The organism is Piscinibacter sp. PDB1-1 (assembly GCF_056675995.1).
Window position 1 is genome coordinate 2125188 of record NZ_JBWVZJ010000001.1, and the last position, 15739, is coordinate 2140926.

Here is a 15739-nt window from a genome sequence, read left to right on the forward strand (position 1 = left end):
TCGCTGTAGCAAGTGCTACAGCTGCGCTTTGCGCCTCGTTGGCGGGCTTTTGGTGAGTCACCCGAAGGGCCGGGCCAGTGCGAGGCGCACGGCGGCGTTGCGGGTTCGTGGTGTGCCAACGGCACACGGCCTCACCCGCGCCTTGCCCTGCACCTCGCCCTGGCCCGGCGCGGGTGCTCATTTAGTGTGAACAGGCCCTACTTCGCGGCGGCCACGCGCTTCGTCTCGTCGATGTCGATGTACTGCCAGAACTGGTTGCCGAAGGTCGGCCGGCGGTAGCCCTGCACCCAGGGCTGCCACATGTCGGTGAGCAGGCGATGCACACGCACCCGGTGAGGGGCATAGGCGGTGGCGATGTTGAGCGCCTCGCGCAGCAGCGCCAGGCGCTCGGGGCCGTCGGGCATCACCTGCATGCGTTCATACAGCGCGTCGAAGCCGGCGTGGCGAAAGCGCGCGAGGTTCTGCCCGCCCGCGGCCGGGCCGTAGAGCAGCTGCAGGCCGTCTTGCAGGTCGGGTGTGACGGCCGTGTAGCCCAGCTGCCAGACCATCAACTGCCCTGCCCGCCCGGCCTTGAGTTGCTCGGGGAACTGCGCTGCGCGCACGCGCATGCGGATGTTCAAGGGGTCGAGCGCGGCCTTCCAGTCTTCGTCGAACTGGCGCCCGCTGCTGTCGGGGTAGCTCGCGTACTCGATGACGAGTGGGCGGCCGTCGGGCAGGTCGCGCCAGCCGTCGCCGTCGCGGTCGATATAGCCGTACATGTCGAGCAGGGCCTTGGCGCGGGAGAGGTCGTAGTCGCTGTTCTCGCTCTTGTAGGCCGCGTCGTAGCCATAGGTGCCGGGTGCCACGAGGCCTTGCGCGGGCACGGCCTGGTCCTTGCGGATGAGGCTGATCTCGCGGCGGATGTCGATGGCGAGGTTGATGGCGCGGCGCAAGGCGACCTTGTCGGGTGTGTAGCCGCCGACTGTGGCGTCTTCCATGTTGTAGTACGCCATGGTGCGGTCGGTGGCCAGCACGCGCTCGGCCTGCAGCCCGCGCCGGGCCAGGTGCGGCGCGAGCTGCCCGTTGGGGATGACGGCGTTGGCGTACTCGTAGGGCAGCGGCCACAGCAGGTCGAACTCGCCGTTGAGGAACGAAAGCCAGCGCGGCTGGGCCTCTTCGATCACCGAGATCTCCACGCGGTCGATCATCGGCAGCGTGCGGCCCTTGAAGCGCTGCAGCAGCGCCTGGCCCTCAGCGTCGTCGGCCGCGGGACGGGCGTCATACACCTCGTGGCGGAAGTTCGGGTTGCGCGCGAGCACCAGGCGCGAACTGCGCCGCCATTCGCTCAGCCGGAAGGGGCCGGTGCCCACCGGGTGCTCGCCTTCGCGGCCGCGGTAGCGCTCCATCACCTCGCGCGCGACGGCACCGAGCACGCTGCTGTCGGCCAGCAGGTTGAGCAGCCGCGGCGACGGGCGCGCCAGGCGGATCTGCAGCGTGTAGCGGTCGAGCGAGCGCAGGCCTTCCACCTCGGTGTCGTAGTCGAAGGGCTTGCCACTCTTGAGCGCACGCTGGCGAAGTGCATCGAGGCCGATGAGCCCTTGCTCATTGACATTGGCGTACAGCGGGCTCTTGGTGGCCGGGTCGTAGAAGCGCTTCCAGCTGTAGACGTAGTCGTGCGCGGTCAGTTCGCGCCGTGTCGGCTGTCCACCCGCGCCACCAAAGGCGGGATCGTCGGCGAAGTAGGTGCCGGGCCTGAGGCGGATGGTCCAGGTGCGAAAGTCGGCCGACACCTCGGGCAGCGCGGCGGCCGTGTTGGGTACCACCTGTGTGGGCCGCGCGAGGGGGTCGAACTTGTAGGGCGCGTCGAACACATGGGCCGTGACGATGCGCGAGTACAGGTCGCTCACCTGCGCCGGGTCGAAGCTGGTTTCGGCGGCGAGGAAGGCGTAGCGCAACACCTTGGGCGCCGCGGCCACCGCCTGGGGCTGCGCCTGCACCGCTACCGACCACAGCGCCAACAGGCAGGCGGCCGCCCGGCGCGCCAGGCTCACGCGCCGGCCCCGCGGCGGTGTGTGTCGCCGATGTCCAGGTACTGCCAGAAGTCCTGCCAGAACACCGGCCGGCGAAAGCCCACGACCTGCGGGAAGGCCAGGTCGGTGACGACGCGATGCACGTGGATGCGGTAGGGCATGTAGGCCACGGTGAGCTTGGTGGCCTCGTCGAACAGGGCCTCGCGCTCGGGCCCGTCGGGCAGCATCTTCATGCGGTCGTAGAGCGTGTCGAAGGCCGGCAGCCTGAAGCGTGCGAGGTTGCTCTTGCCGGTGGACGGGCCGTAGTCGCGCTCCAGCGAGTTCAGCCCGTCGGGCGCGGCGGCGAGCGAGCCCACGCGCCACATCATGAACTTGCCGGCGCGCGATGCCTTGAGGTTCTCGGGCCACTGCGCCACCTTGAGCGCGCCGCGCAGGCCGAGCGCGTCCATGTCCTTCTTCCACAGTTCGTCGCGCTGGCGGCTGGTGCCGTCGGACTGGGTGTTCATCTCCAACACCAGCGGGCTGCCGTCGGGGCGCTCGCGCCAGCCGTCGCCGTCGCGGTCGATGTAGCCGTAGGTGTCGAGCAGGGCCTTGGCGCGTGCCAGGTTGTAGTCGCTCATCTCCGTCTTGCGGCGCGGGTCGTAGCCGGCGGTGTTGGGCGGCATCATGGCCTGCGCCGGCACAGCGAGCCCGCGCCAGACGGTGCGGATCTCGCGCTCGATGTCGGTGCCCAGCGCAATCGCGCGGCGCAGCGCCACGTTCTCCGGCTTGTAGCCGCCCAGCAGCGGGTCTTCCATGTTGAAGACGGTGAGCGTGACGTCGGACGCCAGCACGCGATACAGCTGCACGCCCTGCTTGCGCAGGACGGGCGCGAGCTTGCCGCCGGGCGTGGCCTGGTCGGCGAACTCGGTGGGCATGGTGTAGAGCAGATCCTGCTCGCCGTTCAGGAAAGAGAGCCAGCGCGGCTGTGCCTGCTCGATGACCGAGATCTCGATGCGGTCGATCATCGGCAGCTTGCGGCCTTTCAGCTTCTGCAACAGCGCCTGGCCGTCGGCATCGTCGGCATTGGGCTCGGCGTCGTAGACGTCGTCGCGGTAGTTCGGGTTGCGCTCGAACACCATGCGCGAGCTGCGTCGCCATTCAGCGAGGCGGTAAGGCCCGGTGCCCACCGGGTGCTCCATGATCTTGTCGCCGTAGAACTCGACCACCTCGCGCGCCACCGCGCCGGCGTACACATCGCGCGCGCACCAGATGGCGTACAGGTGGCGCGGTCGCGACTCGCGCAGCTTCACGCGGAAGGTGTAGCGATCGAGCGCACGCAGGCCCTCGACCTCGCGGTCGTAGTCGAAGGGCTTGCCGCTCTTGATTGCCTCGTCGCGCAGCTCGCGCAGGCCGATGATCCCCTCATCCTCAACGTAAGACTGCGAAGCGGCTTTCCAGCGCGGGTCGTACACGCGCTTGAGCGAATACACATAGTCCTGCGCCACCAGCTCGCGCCGTCTTGGTCGTCCATCCGGGCCCTTGAAGGCCGGGTCGTCGGCGAAGTAGATGCCGGGCTTGATGCGGAAGGTGAAGACGGTGAAGTCGTCGTTGATCTCCGGCATGGCCACGGCGGTCGATGGCTTGAGCTTGTAGGGCCGCGCGAGGTGGTCGTAGGTGAGCGGGGCATCGAAGATGTGCGCGGTGGCGATGCGCGAGTACAGGTCGCTCACCTGTCCGGGGTCGAAGCCCGTCTCGGCCACCGAGAACGCATAGCGCAGCACCTTGAGCGGCTCGGCCGCCTGCGCCACCGGCAGGCCCATGCCTGCGGCCGCCAGCGCCGCAGCGCCCAGGTTGAATTCGCGCCGCTTCATGGGCGGCCCTTGACGTGCGCGCTCTGCATGGCCGGGTCGAGATCGATGTAGCTGTAGAACTCGCGCACGAAGTTGTTGCGGTGGTATCCGATCACCCAGGGGTGGGCCATGTCGCTGAAGATGCGGTGCGCATGGAACTTGTACGGCGCGTAGGCCACGATCAGCCGCTGGGCTTCGTCCATCACGGCCTGCCGCTCGGGGCCGTCTGGCAGGCGCTTCTGGCGCGCGTATGCCTCGGTGTAGGCCGGCAGGCTGAAGCGCGACTTGTTGGCCGCACCGGCCGACTTGCCATCACCCAGCGCGAGAAAGGTGTCGCCATCGGGCGAACCGGCGCTCCAGCCCACGCCCCACATCATCAGCTTGCCCGCTGTTGATTGCTTGAGGTTCTCGGGCCATTGGGCGATGCGAAAGCTGATGCGCACCTTGATCGCATCCATGTTCTTCTTCCACTGCTCTGCGAACTGACGCGAATTGTTGTCGGACTGGGTGCTGTAGACCAGTTCGAGCGCGCTGCCGTCGGGCATGTCGCGCCAGCCGTCGCCATTGCGGTCGATGTAGCCGTACATGTCGAGCAGCGCGCGCGCTTTGGCCACGCTGAACTCGCTCATCTCGGTCTTGAGCTGCGGGTCGTAGCCCCAGGTGCCGGGCGAGATGGGGCCCTGGGCAGGGATGGCCTGGCCTTTGCGCACGAGGCGGATCTCTTTCTCCAGATCGACCGCCAACAGCACGGCGCGGCGCAGTGCCACCTTGTCGGGCGTGTAGCCGCCGACCAGCGGGTCTTCCATGTTGAAGTACGACAAGGCCACGTCGGCGCGCGGGTAGCGCACCAGCGTGATGTGCTTCTTCTTGAGATTGGGCGCGAGCTCGTTATTGGGCATCGCGATGTCGGCAAAGTCGGCCGGCACCTCCCACAGCACGTCGTGCGCGCCTCTCAGGAACGCGAGCCAGCGCGGCTGGTTCTCGGCCACGATGTCGATCTCCACGCGGTCGATCATCGGCAGCTTGCGGCCCTTGAGTCGGGCCACTGCGGCCTGCGCGAGCGGGTCGTCGGCGGGGGCCTCTTCGTTGTAGAACACGTCGCGGTAGGCGGGGTTCTTCTCGAGCACGATCTTGGAGGCACGGCGCCACGCGCCCAGCTTGAAGGGCCCGGTTCCGACAGGGTGCTCCATCATCTTGTCGCCGTAGAAGTCGACCACCTCGCGCGCCACCGCACCCCAGGCCGAGGCATCGGTGAACTCGAGCATCAGCCGCGGGCTGGGCTCGGTGGTCTTGATCTGCAGCGTGTAGCGGTCGAGCGCCTTCAGGCCTTCGACCTCACGGTCGTAGTCGAAGGGCTTCTTGGCCTTGATCGTCTCGGCGCGCAGCTCGCTCAGGCCGGCGATCTTGGCGTTCTCGAGCAGGTAGAGGTTGGGGCTTTTCCAGCGCGGGTCGTAGTGGCGCTTCCAGGAGTACACATAGTCCTGCGCGACCAGCTCACGCCTCTTGCCCTTGAAGGCCGGGTCGTCTGCGAAGTAGATGCCGGGCTTGATCCTGATCGTGAAGGTCTTGAAGTCTTCGCTGATCTCGGGCATGGCGGCCGCGGTGTTGGGCCGGTATCGGAAGGGCCGCGCGAGAAACTCGTACTGAAAGGGCGCATCGAAGATGTTGGCCGCGATGGTGCGCGAGTACAGGTCGGAGATCTGGGCGGGGTCGAACCCCGTCTCCGCGATGCGGAAGGAATAGCGCAGCACCTTGGGGGCGCCGCCCTCCTGCGCAGAGGTGAATGGCGAGGCGCAGGCGAGCAGCGCCGACAAGAGGGCCATGGTCAGGCCACGTTTCATGAAAAGAGTCTCCTTGTGGGATCGGGTTCGCCTTGGCGGCCAAACCTGCAAGGCAAAGTCTAAGGGTGTGGACTGCAAGGCGGCATGCAAGTTGCGTGCACCGTCACCCGGGCAAACGCGAGGGAGTGGGCCGCAAGCACACACTTAGACTCGCGCCTGCTGCCACCGCAGCGCCCACCATGCGGCCCCACCCGGGCCGCCGTGTTTTCTTCAAGCATCGACCCGACGCACTTACCCCCACATGGCTGCATACGTCATCCGGCGCCTGCTGCAGATGATCCCGACACTGCTCGGGGTTCTGCTGCTGGTGTTCCTGTTGTTCAAACTGGTCGGGGGTGATCCGGCCGAGATCCTGGGCGGGCTGAATGCCAGCGCCGCGCAGGTCGATGCGATCCGCGAGCAGCTCGGGCTGAACCAGCCCTGGTACGTGCAGCTGTGGATCTACTTCAAGAGCGTGGTCACCTTCGACTGGGGCCGCAGCTGGGCCACGCAAGAGGCGGTCAGCAACATCTTCCTCACCCGCCTGCCCGCCACCCTGACGGTGATGCTGCCCATCCTGATTCTCGACACGCTGATCGCGCTGCCGATCGCCATGTGGGTGGCCTACAAGCGCGGCTCGCTGGCCGATCGTGCGCTGATGGTCATCACCACCGTGGCGCTGTCGATCAGCTTCCTGGTCTACATCATCATCGGCCAGTACGTGTTCGGCTTTCAGCTCGGCTGGTTCCCGGTGCAAGGCTGGAGCGACAGCGTGTGGACCAACCTCGCGGTGTACGTGCCGCTGCCGGTGATGCTCGCGCTCCTGGTGGGCGTGGCGCCGCAGATGCGGCTGTACCGCAGCTTCCTGCTCGATGAACTGGGCCAGGACTACGTGCGCACCGCACGCGCCAAGGGCCTGACCGAGAACCGCGTGCTGTTCAGCCATGTGCTGCGCAACGCGATGATCCCCATCATCACCAACCTCGCGATCACCCTGCCCAGCATCTTCGTCGGCTCCTTCCTGATCGAGGTGTTCTTCTCGATCCCCGGCCTCGGGCGCGAGATCATCCTCGCGGTGAACCGCAGCGACTACCCCGTCATCCAGGCGGTGGCGATCTACCTGGCGATGCTCACGATGCTCATCAACCTGGGCGCCGACATCCTCTACAAGCTGGTCGATCCGCGGGTGGTTCTCAAATGAGCGCGGTGGTCGATGTGAACGTACCGACCGCACCGAAACCCATCGCGCGTGCCGAGGGCGTGTGGCATGCCGCCTGGCGCCGCTTGAAGGCGGACCGTGTGGGCATGGTCTCGATGGTTGTGTCGCTGCTCTTCATCACGCTGATCGCACTCAGCGCGCTCGGCGTGGTGGCCAAGAACTGGCAGAAGGAAGTGGGCGTGCCCAGCGCGCCGCCCACCTTCATGGGGCCGGCGCCCAAGGTCGCCACTGGCGCGATCGTGGTGCCCAGCGGGCCCAACGTGGACATCTCGGCGGTGGACCCGCTGGCGCCGCGCTACAAGGAGTGGGAAGAGCGCGCCGCGAAGTTCAAGTCCGAAGAGGTGGTGAAGCACGAGACGCTGCCCTTCGGCGGCGACCGCCTGGGACGCGACGTGCTGGCCAAGGCCACCAAGGGCACGCAGACCTCGGTGTTCGTGGGCTTGCTCGGCGCGTTGATCGCCGCGGTGATCGGCACGCTGCTTGGCGCGGTGGCGGGCTTCTTCGGGCGGCGCATCGGAGACTTTCTCGAATGGCTGTACAGCGTGTTCACCGCCATGCCCGACATCCTGCTGCTGCTGGTGTTCGCGGCGATCTTCGGGCGCGGCATCGGCAGCGTGGCGATCATCCTGGCGCTGGTCGGCTGGACAAGCGTCTACCGCCAGGTGCGCGCCGAGTTCCTGAAGCACTCGGTGCGCGAGTACGTGCGCTCCGCCGAGGCCATCGGCGCGTCGGTCACCTCGCGCATGTTCAAGCACATCCTGCCCAACGTGAGCCACGTGATCCTCGTGCGCATGTCGCTGCTGGTGGTGAGCTTCATCAAGTTCGAGGTGATCCTGTCGTACCTGGGCCTGGGCGTCGGTGTCGATGACGTGTCGTGGGGCACGATGCTCTCCGAGGCGCAGAACGAATTGATCCTCGGCCATTGGTGGCAGCTGGTGGCCGCCACCGGCTTCATGGCGGTGTTCGTCACCGCGTTCTCGATGTTCACCGATGCGCTTCGTGATGCGCTCGATCCGAAGCTGAGGGGCCTGGAATGAGCGCGCTGTTGTCCATCAAAGACCTGCGCGTCTCCTTCCGCCTGGGCACCGAACACGGTGTCGTGCAGCGCGTGCAGGCCGTCGGCCGCGCGATTGACGGCAGAGAGCAGGGCGTGAGCTTCGAGGTGCCCGAGAACACCACCGTCGCGCTGGTCGGCGAATCGGGGTCGGGCAAGAGCGTCACCGCCATGTCGATCCTGAACCTGCTGCCGAGCAACGCCGAGCGGCAGGGCGCGATCAGCTTCCAGGGCCGCGACCTGCTCGCCGCCAGCCTGCCCGAGCTGCAGGCCCTGCGCGGGCGCGAGATCGCCTGTGTGTTCCAGGACCCGATGAGCTCGCTCAACCCGGTGTTCAACATCGGGCGGCAGCTCACCGAACCGCTGATCAAGCACCTGGGCATGGCCCCACGACAGGCTCTGCAGCGTGCCGAGGAATTGCTGGCCGAGGTGGGCCTGCCCGAGCCGAAGCGCCGCCTGAAGGCCTACCCGCACGAGCTCTCGGGTGGGCAGCAGCAGCGCGTGATGATCGCGATGGCGATTGCCTGCGAGCCCAAGCTCCTGATCGCCGACGAGCCGACCACCGCGCTCGACGTGACCATCCAGCGCCAGATCCTCGAAGTGCTCGCGCGGCTGAAGGAGAAGCACCGCATGAGCATGCTCTTCATCAGCCACGACCTGGGCGTGGTGGGCGAGATCGCCGACCACGTGGTGGTGATGCGCCAGGGCACGGTGCGCGAGCAGGGGCCGGTGGCCGGCATCTTCTCCAGCCCGCAAGACGCTTACACCCGCGCACTGCTGGCCTGCAGGCCGACGCTTGAGCAGCGCAGCGCGCGCCTCACGGTGATCGACGATCACATCGCGGGCAACACCGCGGTCGTGGCAGCCAAGCCGAAGGATCCGAACGCCCGCGTGGTGATCGATGCCGAGGCCCTGACCAAGAGCTTCTGGCTGCGCCAGGGCGTGTTCGGCCGGCGCGAGTTTCATGCGGTGAAGGGCGCGAGCTTCCAGCTCCGGCGCGGCCATACCCTGGGGGTCGTGGGCGAGTCGGGTTCGGGCAAGACGACCATGGGCCTCACGCTGCTGCGCCTGCACGAACCCACGGGCGGGCGCACCGGCGGGCGCGTGCTGTTCGACGGGCGCGACCTGCTCGCGCTCAGCAAGGCCGAGATGCTGCCGATGCGCCGTCGCATCCAGGTCGTCTTCCAGAACCCGTATGCCTCGCTCAACCCGCGCTTCACGATCGGGCAGACGCTGGTGGAGCCGATGGCCATCCACGGCATCGGCGCCAGCGACGCCGAGCGGCAGGCCAAGGCGCGCGCGCTGCTGGCCAAGGTGAGCCTCGACGAGAGCGCGATGCACAAGTACCCGCACGAGTTCTCGGGCGGCCAGCGCCAGCGCATCGCGATCGCGCGCTGCCTCACGCTCGACCCCGAGGTGCTGGTGCTCGACGAAGCCGTCAGCGCGCTCGACGTCTCGGTGCAGGCGCAGGTGCTCAACCTGCTCAAGGACCTGCAGGACGAGTTGGGCCTCGCCTACATCTTCATCAGCCATGACCTCGCGGTGGTGCGCTTCATGGCCGACGAGGTGCTGGTGATGAAGGACGGCGAGGTGGTCGAGCAGGCCGGCGTGGAGCAGATCCTGCACGCGCCGCAGCAGGAGTACACGCGCCGTCTGCTGGGTGCGATCCCGCGCGGGTATCAGCCGGCCGTGGCCTGATCGGGCAGAGCCTCGGCCGCCTGGGCCGTGGCGCGCAGGCGCACCTTCATGCAGGTGCCTGCGCCATCGGCGCTCTCCACCTCGATGCTGCCGCCCATGCGCTTGACCAGCTGGCGGCTGATGACAAGACCGAGCCCGCTGCCCGGCACCTGCGAGAACTCGGCCCCCAGGCGGTTGAAGGGTTGGAAGAGCTGCTCGATCTGCTGCGCGCTCAGGCCGGGGCCGTCGTCGCGCACGCTCACCACCACCGCATCGCCTTCGCGCACGCAGCGCAGCTGCACCTCGCCACCCTGGCGGTTGTACTTGACGGCGTTGGAGAGCAGGTTGCCGAACACCTGCCCCAGCCGGCGCGCATCGGCCTGAACCGTGACGTCGCTGCCGGGCATGTCGGCACTGAGCCTGATCTGGCGCGCACGCGCCATCGGCTCGATCTGGTGCAGGCTGGCCTCGAGCACGGGCGCGAGGCGAACGGTCTCGGCGGCAAGCGGCGCGGCCTCGTCTTCGACGGCGCCGAAATCGAGGATGTCGTTGATCAAGGTGAGCAGGTTGTTGCCAGCGTCCATCACGTGCTGAACCCGCAGCGCCTGCGTGCGGCTGAGGGGCTCTGCCGAATCGGTGCGCATGAGTTCGGCGAAGCCGAGCACGGCGTTCAGCGGCGTGCGCAGCTCATGGCTCACGCGCGACAGAAACTCGCCCTTGGCACGCGACGCGCGCTCGGCGGCCTCTTTCTCCAGCCGCAATTCGGCCGCGCGCACGGTGGCGCTGACGTCGCGCAGGATGCCCACGAAGTACACGCCGAACTCGTCGCGGCTCGGGCGCTGGGTGGCGTTTGTCTTGAGCTGCCGCACCTGGCCATCGGGCCGCATCACCCGGAAGCGAAGCTGCAGCGGCCCGTGGTGGACCATGGCGTGGCTGAGGGCGGCGCGCACGCGCGCCTGGTCGCCGGGGTGCACGATCTGGCGCGCCAGTGCCTGCACGTCGACCTCGCCCGCATCGGCCGGCAGGCCCAGCATCTCGGCGGCGCGCGCGTCCAGCGTGAGGCGGCCGCCGTGCAGGTCCCACACGTAGAGCCCGAGTCCACCCGCCTGCGCGCCGAGTGCCCAGCGGTCGTTGCTCTCTTGCAGCGCATCTTCGGACAGCCGCTGCTGGCGCAGCATGTACGCGGTGAGCGCTACGCCGGCGACCGTGAGGCCGGCGCCCAGCAGCAAGGTCATCAGCAAGACCAGGCGGCGCGCGGTGCGCGAGGCCTTGCCGAGCGTGGCGGAGAAGTCGCGCTCCAGCACGGTGAGGCGGTCGTTCAGCACCGGGAGCCGTGCCGCGAGTGACTCCAGTTCGGGCGAGGTGGCGGCGTCACCCGCTTCGATGCGCTCGTGGATGCGGTGAGCAAGATCGGCGAACTCGGCGATGCGCCCGTCGGCCTCGGTCCAGATGGCGATCGCGTCGGCCATGAAATCGACCCGACCAAAGCGAACGAAGAGCCGGATCATCCCGTCGAGGTCGTCCGGGTGGTTGCCCCCCTGCGCAAAGCCTGCGCGTGCGGCCTCGGTGTCGGGTGGGTTGCGCTGCAGCGCTTCGCGACCGCGCCGGTCGCCCAACGGCACCGCCAGCGCGGCCTGCACGCGCAGATAGTCCTGCGGGCTGCGCGATTCGAGGTAGCGGCCGAGGTGGTAGGCGGCATCCTTCTGCCCCTTCGACCACAGGCTCTCGCCGCCCACATAGGCACGCGCTGCCGACAAGATGTCGACGCTGACCACCACCAGCCCGGCCAGCAGCGCCACCACCACCAGGAAGGGAGCGATCACCAGCCACCGGATGCGGCCCAGATGCAACGCCTTGCTTGGCACGTGTCTCCTCGGCGCTTTGTTGTTGCCGGCAGATGTACCACGCCCCGCCGCGGTGCGCAGCCCTTGGCCCTGAGCGCAACGTCAGCTCAAGGCCCCGCGCCGGGCGTGGGCTTGACATTTCGTACGATCGTGCGAAGCTCGCGCTCATGCAGACCAAGACCGAACGCAGCGAACTCACGCTCGCCGCCATCCTCGACGCCTCGCTCGCCATGGCCGCCACGGACGGGCTCGACAGCCTGACCATCGGCGACGTCGCCAAGCGGCTGGGCCTCTCGAAGAGCGGCGTGTTCTCGCGCATCGGCTCGCGCGAGGCGCTGCAGGCGGCGGTGATCGAGGAATACGGCCGCCGATTCCTGCAAGACGTCTTCACGCCGGCGATGGTCGAGCCGCGCGGGCTGCCACGCCTGAACGCGGTCATGCGGCTGTGGCTGCAGCGCGCGCGCGACGTCGAGATACAGAGCGGCTGCCTCTACTGCTCGGGCGCCTTCGAGTACGACGACCGCGAAGGCCCGCTGCGCGACCTGCTGCTCAATCACGTGCAGCGCTGGCGCTCGGCGCTGCGCCGCACCGTGCTGCAGGCGATCGACGCCGGCCACCTGCGCGCCGATACCGACGCGGAACAGGTGGTCTACGAACTCGACGGCCTGTTCGTCGCCCTGATGCGCGAAGCCCGTTTCCTGCGCGACCCGCGTGCGCCCGAGCGCACCTGGGCGGCGTACGAGCGGCTGATCGCCTCCCTGCAACCCGCGCCCCCGCGCTGACCGAGGCCACGAACCCCGGTCGGCATCTTGTTCGGCCCCACTTCGCACGATCGTGCGACACAAGGAGACCCGTCATGTTGCTCATGCTTGCCCTGGCCCTGTTCCTCACCCTCGGTGCGGCCGCCGCGTTTGAATCTATCGCCCGTTATGTCGGCGCCGTGTGGGCCGAGATCCCCCGCTGCAACGCCGACTTCGAACTGGGGGCCGAGTGATGAGCAGCCCCGCGAACGCATCGCCCCCGGGAAACCCGGCCGACAGCTTCTACGCCGGCCTCGTGGCGCGCAGCGTCGGCCTGGGCCTGCGCGTGTCGCAGCGCCTGGCGCCCGCGCTGGCGGCGCGCATGGCGCTGCGCCTCTTCTTCACGCCGTTCCCGCTCAAGCTGGCGGCCCGCCGCCGCGCGGTGCCCGCGGCCTGGCGGGTCGATCACTGGCCCTTCGAGGCCGGCACGATGGCGGTCTACCGGCACGCCGCGGCCGGCGACGCGGCGCCGCGGCCCAAGGTGCTGCTCATCCACGGCTGGGCGGGCAGCGCCATGCAGATGCTGCCGCTGGCACACGCCGTGGCGCAGGCCGGGTTCGACCCGGTGCTGCTCGACTTCCCGGCGCACGGGCGCAGCGCCGGCTGGCGCGCCACGCTGCCGCAGTTCACCCGCGCGCTGTGGGCCGCCTCGGCGCGGCTCGGCCCGCTGCATGCAGTGGTGGCGCACTCGCTGGGCGCAGTGGCGGCCGCGCATGCCACCGCGAACGGGCTGCCGGTGGCGCGGCTGGTGCTGATCGCGCCGGCACCGCCGCCCTCGCTCTTCTTGCGCTGGTTCGGCGCCAGCCTGGGCCTGGGCGAGGCCTTGCCGCAGCGCATGGGCTCGATCATCGAGCGGGTGGAAGGCGTGCCGCTGCCGCAGTTCGAGCCCGCCTGGCTGGGGCCGCGGGTGGCGCGGCCCACGCTGGTCGTGCGCGACGCGAGCGACCGCGTGTCGCCGCCCCTCGTCGGCCAGCGGCTGGCGCAGGCGATCGGCTCGGCCGAGCTGCTCACCACGCACGGGCTGGGTCACCGGCGGCTGCTGGCCGACGCCGGCGTGGCCCGCGCGGTGGTGACACATCTGCTCGACAGTGGCCGACCAAACCCGTCATAGATGTAACCCCTTCCTTACGTAGCGGCCGCAAATCGACGCGAGGGCAGACAAAAGGCGGCGGTTAGTGTGTGCTACAGCACGCTTGTGCGGCATGCAGGAGACGGGCACGGAAGCTGCGAATTGGCAGCCAGACCCGCCTCACCGGCCACCAGCCGAACGGCGGTAGACATCGAAAAAGGACGTCGTGCCATGCCGCTGTTTCATCGCTCCAGTTCCCAGGCCACTTCTTCCACGTCGCGCCGCATTCGCCCGGCCGGCCCGAGCTGCCGCGGCGGCGCCTCGTCGATGCTGCGTCTGGCGCAACCCACGTCGCCCAACCAGGGTGGCAACCTGGCCAGCTGGCTGAGCCGCGCGGCCAGCGTGCTGTCGCCGCCCGCCGCGCAGGCCCTGGCGGTGCGCCCCTCCGAATTCGCCCCCAGCCGCTGGCTGATCGGCCACTGAGCAACTTCTCTACGAGCGCGCAGCGATGAACCAGCCTGTCATGCCGAAGTCGGTCCCCCGCGTCGAACGCCGCACGCCCGCCGCGCCCGCGCGCGATTCGGGCTGGGGCGCGCTGCCCGCCGACCGCTCCTTCAAGGTCCTGCAGCCCAGCCGCATGGCCTCGCAGTTGTCGTTGTTCCCGCCGGGCTTGCCGGCACGCAACGGCCGCTGATCGATCTCCCGCAGATGTTCTTTCGTGTTTTTGTCTCCTGAGGTTTTTTGTTCGGACGACTGATCGGTTTCCCGACGCATTGACGTCCACAGGGAAGCGGGCACACCGGGGTGGATGAGAGCGAGCTCCCGGTCACTGTCCCGCTTCCCTTCTTTTTTTCGTACCCGGGAGGTCGCGAAAGGACGCGAGCGGTCCGAGCGCCGGGCCGCTCCCAAGCCGGCCCGCCGTCCCCCGGGGGACCGGTCGATGTACCCATCGACCGAGGGGCAAACATCACCACGCGTCATCCCGCATGACGCCACCCTGAGCCCCCCATACACTGCCTCGCGTCCCATCGACGAGAGGAGTGAGCCGTGAGTTTGTTCCCTGAGTGGCGCGTCAAGCGCCCTGTACCGGGCATGGTCGTCGCACCCGACGAGCGCCTGCCCTGGCCCCAGACCGCGGCCATGAGCCTGCAGCATGTGATCGCGATGTTCGGCGCCACCGTGCTGGCGCCACTGCTGATGGGCTTCGACCCCAACGTCGCGATCCTGATGAGCGGCGTGGGCACGCTGATCTTCTTCTTCATCGTGAAGGGCCAGGTGCCGAGCTACCTGGGCTCGAGCTTCGCCTTCATCGGCGTCGTGATCGCCGCCACCGGCTACGGCGGCTCGGGGCCAAACACCAACCTCGCGGTGGCGCTGGGCGGCATCATTGCCTGCGGCCTCGTGTACACGCTGATCGGCGTGCTGGTGGCCTACACGAACGTGCGCAGCACGCGCAACAAGGTGGCCATTGCCGGCCTGGAGGTCGAAGAGGTCGAGAACGACGTGGCCGTGCACTGGATCGAGCGCCTGATGCCGCCGGTCGTCACCGGCGCGGTGGTGGCGGTGATCGGCCTGAACCTCGCCTCGATCCCGATCAAGAACATGGCGCCCACGCCGTTCGACGCGTGGATGCAGGCGGTCACGTTCGTGAGCGTGGCCCTGGTGGCCGTGTTCGCGCGCGGCATGGTGCAGCGCCTGCTGATCCTGGTCGGGCTGATCGTCGCGAGCATCATCTACGCGGTGCTGGCCAACGGGCTCGGGCTGGGCAAGCCCATCGACTTCACCGCCTTCCACGCCGCACCGCTGTTCGGCCTGCCGAAGTTCACCGCCCCCGTGTTCGACGGCAGCGCGATGCTGTTGATCGTGCCGGTGGCGCTGATCCTGGTGGCCGAGAACCTCGGCCACGTGAAGGCCGTGAGCGCGATGACCGGGCGCGACCTCAACCCCTACCTCGGCCGCGCCTTCATCGGCGACGGCATCGCCACCATGGTCAGCGGCTCGGCCGGTGGCACGGGCGTGACCACCTACGCCGAGAACATCGGCGTGATGGCGGCATCGAAGATCTACTCGACCGCCATGTTCGTGATCGCCGCACTGATCGCCATCGTGCTCGGCTTCAGCCCCAAGTTCGGCGCGCTGATCCAGGCCATCCCGCTGGCGGTGATGGGCGGCGTGAGCATCGTGGTGTTCGGTCTCATCGCCGCCGCGGGCGCCAAGATCTGGGTCGACAACCAGGTCGACTTCTCCGACAACGCGAACCTCGTGATCGCGGCCATCACGCTGATCCTCGGCACGGGTGACTTCACCCTCAAGATCGGCGACTGGGCTCTGGGCGGCATCGGCACCGCCACCTTCGGTGCGATCGCGCTCAATGCCTTGCTGCAGCGCCGCCGCGCCAACAACTGAACCACACGG

Annotated in this window: 13 protein-coding genes; 9 read left to right on the plus strand and 4 right to left on the minus strand. The window is 68.4% G+C overall.

Annotated features, from left to right (window positions below; genetic code table 11):
* Positions 1-197 precede the first annotated feature (197 nt).
* From AC1KAR_RS09830 to AC1KAR_RS09840, 3 genes are read right to left on the minus strand one after another with little or no spacing between them, the layout of a single operon-like run.
* Positions 198-2030: an ABC transporter substrate-binding protein gene (locus AC1KAR_RS09830; RefSeq protein ID WP_480316947.1), complete on the minus strand. Its 1833-nt coding sequence runs from the start codon at positions 2028-2030 to the stop codon at positions 198-200.
* Entirely contained in the window at positions 2027-3862 is a 1836-nt protein-coding gene (locus AC1KAR_RS09835; RefSeq protein ID WP_480316949.1) for an ABC transporter substrate-binding protein, read from the minus strand. The genes AC1KAR_RS09830 and AC1KAR_RS09835 overlap by 4 nt, the downstream gene beginning before the upstream one ends.
* Positions 3859-5682 carry an ABC transporter substrate-binding protein gene (locus AC1KAR_RS09840; RefSeq protein ID WP_480316951.1) on the minus strand — a complete coding sequence of 608 codons (1824 nt, stop codon included), beginning with the start codon at positions 5680-5682 and terminating at the stop codon, positions 3859-3861. Before AC1KAR_RS09840 ends, AC1KAR_RS09835 begins: the two co-directional genes overlap by 4 nt.
* A 241-nt stretch (positions 5683-5923) precedes the next feature.
* Here AC1KAR_RS09840 and AC1KAR_RS09845 point away from each other — a divergent pair, with 241 nt between their 5' ends.
* Genes AC1KAR_RS09845 through AC1KAR_RS09855 form a run of 3 tightly spaced genes read left to right on the plus strand, consistent with a single transcriptional unit; the run spans position 5924 to position 9632 of the window.
* Positions 5924-6862, plus strand: a complete 939-nt coding sequence (locus AC1KAR_RS09845; protein ID WP_480316953.1) for an ABC transporter permease — start codon at positions 5924-5926, stop codon at positions 6860-6862.
* Complete coding sequence (locus AC1KAR_RS09850) at positions 6859-7917, plus strand: ABC transporter permease (protein WP_480316955.1); 1059 nt, start codon at positions 6859-6861, stop codon at positions 7915-7917. The genes AC1KAR_RS09845 and AC1KAR_RS09850 overlap by 4 nt, the downstream gene beginning before the upstream one ends.
* Positions 7914-9632 (plus strand): ABC transporter ATP-binding protein, encoded by a 1719-nt coding sequence (locus AC1KAR_RS09855; RefSeq protein ID WP_480316957.1) that lies wholly within the window; start codon positions 7914-7916, stop codon positions 9630-9632. Before AC1KAR_RS09850 ends, AC1KAR_RS09855 begins: the two co-directional genes overlap by 4 nt.
* Here the strand turns inward: AC1KAR_RS09855 and AC1KAR_RS09860 are convergent.
* The gene (locus AC1KAR_RS09860; RefSeq protein ID WP_480316959.1) at positions 9614-11476 is read right to left on the minus strand and encodes a sensor histidine kinase; all 1863 of its coding nucleotides are present in this window, start codon (positions 11474-11476) and stop codon (positions 9614-9616) included. The two genes, AC1KAR_RS09855 and AC1KAR_RS09860, sit on opposite strands and share 19 nt — an antisense overlap.
* Before the next feature lie 146 nt (positions 11477-11622).
* Between AC1KAR_RS09860 and AC1KAR_RS09865 the strand changes: the two genes are divergently transcribed.
* The 6 genes from AC1KAR_RS09865 to AC1KAR_RS09890 all read left to right on the plus strand — a co-directional run bounded on the left by AC1KAR_RS09865 (position 11623) and on the right by AC1KAR_RS09890 (position 15730).
* Entirely contained in the window at positions 11623-12237 is a 615-nt protein-coding gene (locus AC1KAR_RS09865) for a TetR/AcrR family transcriptional regulator (RefSeq protein ID WP_480316962.1), read from the plus strand.
* Between the two features lie 74 nt (positions 12238-12311).
* Entirely contained in the window at positions 12312-12449 is a 138-nt protein-coding gene (locus AC1KAR_RS09870) for a hypothetical protein (protein WP_480316964.1), read from the plus strand.
* On the plus strand, positions 12449-13366 hold the full coding sequence (locus AC1KAR_RS09875) for an alpha/beta hydrolase (RefSeq protein WP_480316966.1): 918 nt from the start codon (positions 12449-12451) through the stop codon (positions 13364-13366). Before AC1KAR_RS09870 ends, AC1KAR_RS09875 begins: the two co-directional genes overlap by 1 nt.
* A gap of 189 nt (positions 13367-13555) precedes the next feature.
* Positions 13556-13807: a hypothetical protein gene (locus AC1KAR_RS09880; RefSeq protein ID WP_480316968.1), complete on the plus strand. Its 252-nt coding sequence runs from the start codon at positions 13556-13558 to the stop codon at positions 13805-13807.
* A gap of 25 nt (positions 13808-13832) precedes the next feature.
* The gene (locus AC1KAR_RS09885) at positions 13833-14018 is read left to right on the plus strand and encodes a hypothetical protein (RefSeq protein WP_480316970.1); all 186 of its coding nucleotides are present in this window, start codon (positions 13833-13835) and stop codon (positions 14016-14018) included.
* A 398-nt stretch (positions 14019-14416) separates the two neighbouring features.
* Entirely contained in the window at positions 14417-15730 is a 1314-nt protein-coding gene (locus AC1KAR_RS09890) for a solute carrier family 23 protein (RefSeq protein ID WP_480317827.1), read from the plus strand.
* The last annotated feature ends 9 nt before the right edge of the window (positions 15731-15739 follow it).

Coding starts and splice junctions, on each gene's coding strand:
- AC1KAR_RS09835 (WP_480316949.1), bottom strand. CDS start 3,862: ATGAAGCGGCGCGAATTCAACCTGGGCGCTGCGGCGCTGGCGGCCGCA.
- AC1KAR_RS09840 (WP_480316951.1), bottom strand. CDS start 5,682: ATGAAACGTGGCCTGACCATGGCCCTCTTGTCGGCGCTGCTCGCCTGC.
- AC1KAR_RS09845 (WP_480316953.1), top strand. CDS start 5,924: ATGGCTGCATACGTCATCCGGCGCCTGCTGCAGATGATCCCGACACTG.
- AC1KAR_RS09850 (WP_480316955.1), top strand. CDS start 6,859: ATGAGCGCGGTGGTCGATGTGAACGTACCGACCGCACCGAAACCCATC.
- AC1KAR_RS09855 (WP_480316957.1), top strand. CDS start 7,914: ATGAGCGCGCTGTTGTCCATCAAAGACCTGCGCGTCTCCTTCCGCCTG.
- AC1KAR_RS09865 (WP_480316962.1), top strand. CDS start 11,623: ATGCAGACCAAGACCGAACGCAGCGAACTCACGCTCGCCGCCATCCTC.
- AC1KAR_RS09870 (WP_480316964.1), top strand. CDS start 12,312: ATGTTGCTCATGCTTGCCCTGGCCCTGTTCCTCACCCTCGGTGCGGCC.
- AC1KAR_RS09875 (WP_480316966.1), top strand. CDS start 12,449: ATGAGCAGCCCCGCGAACGCATCGCCCCCGGGAAACCCGGCCGACAGC.
- AC1KAR_RS09880 (WP_480316968.1), top strand. CDS start 13,556: ATGCCGCTGTTTCATCGCTCCAGTTCCCAGGCCACTTCTTCCACGTCG.
- AC1KAR_RS09885 (WP_480316970.1), top strand. CDS start 13,833: ATGAACCAGCCTGTCATGCCGAAGTCGGTCCCCCGCGTCGAACGCCGC.
- AC1KAR_RS09890 (WP_480317827.1), top strand. CDS start 14,417: ATGGTCGTCGCACCCGACGAGCGCCTGCCCTGGCCCCAGACCGCGGCC.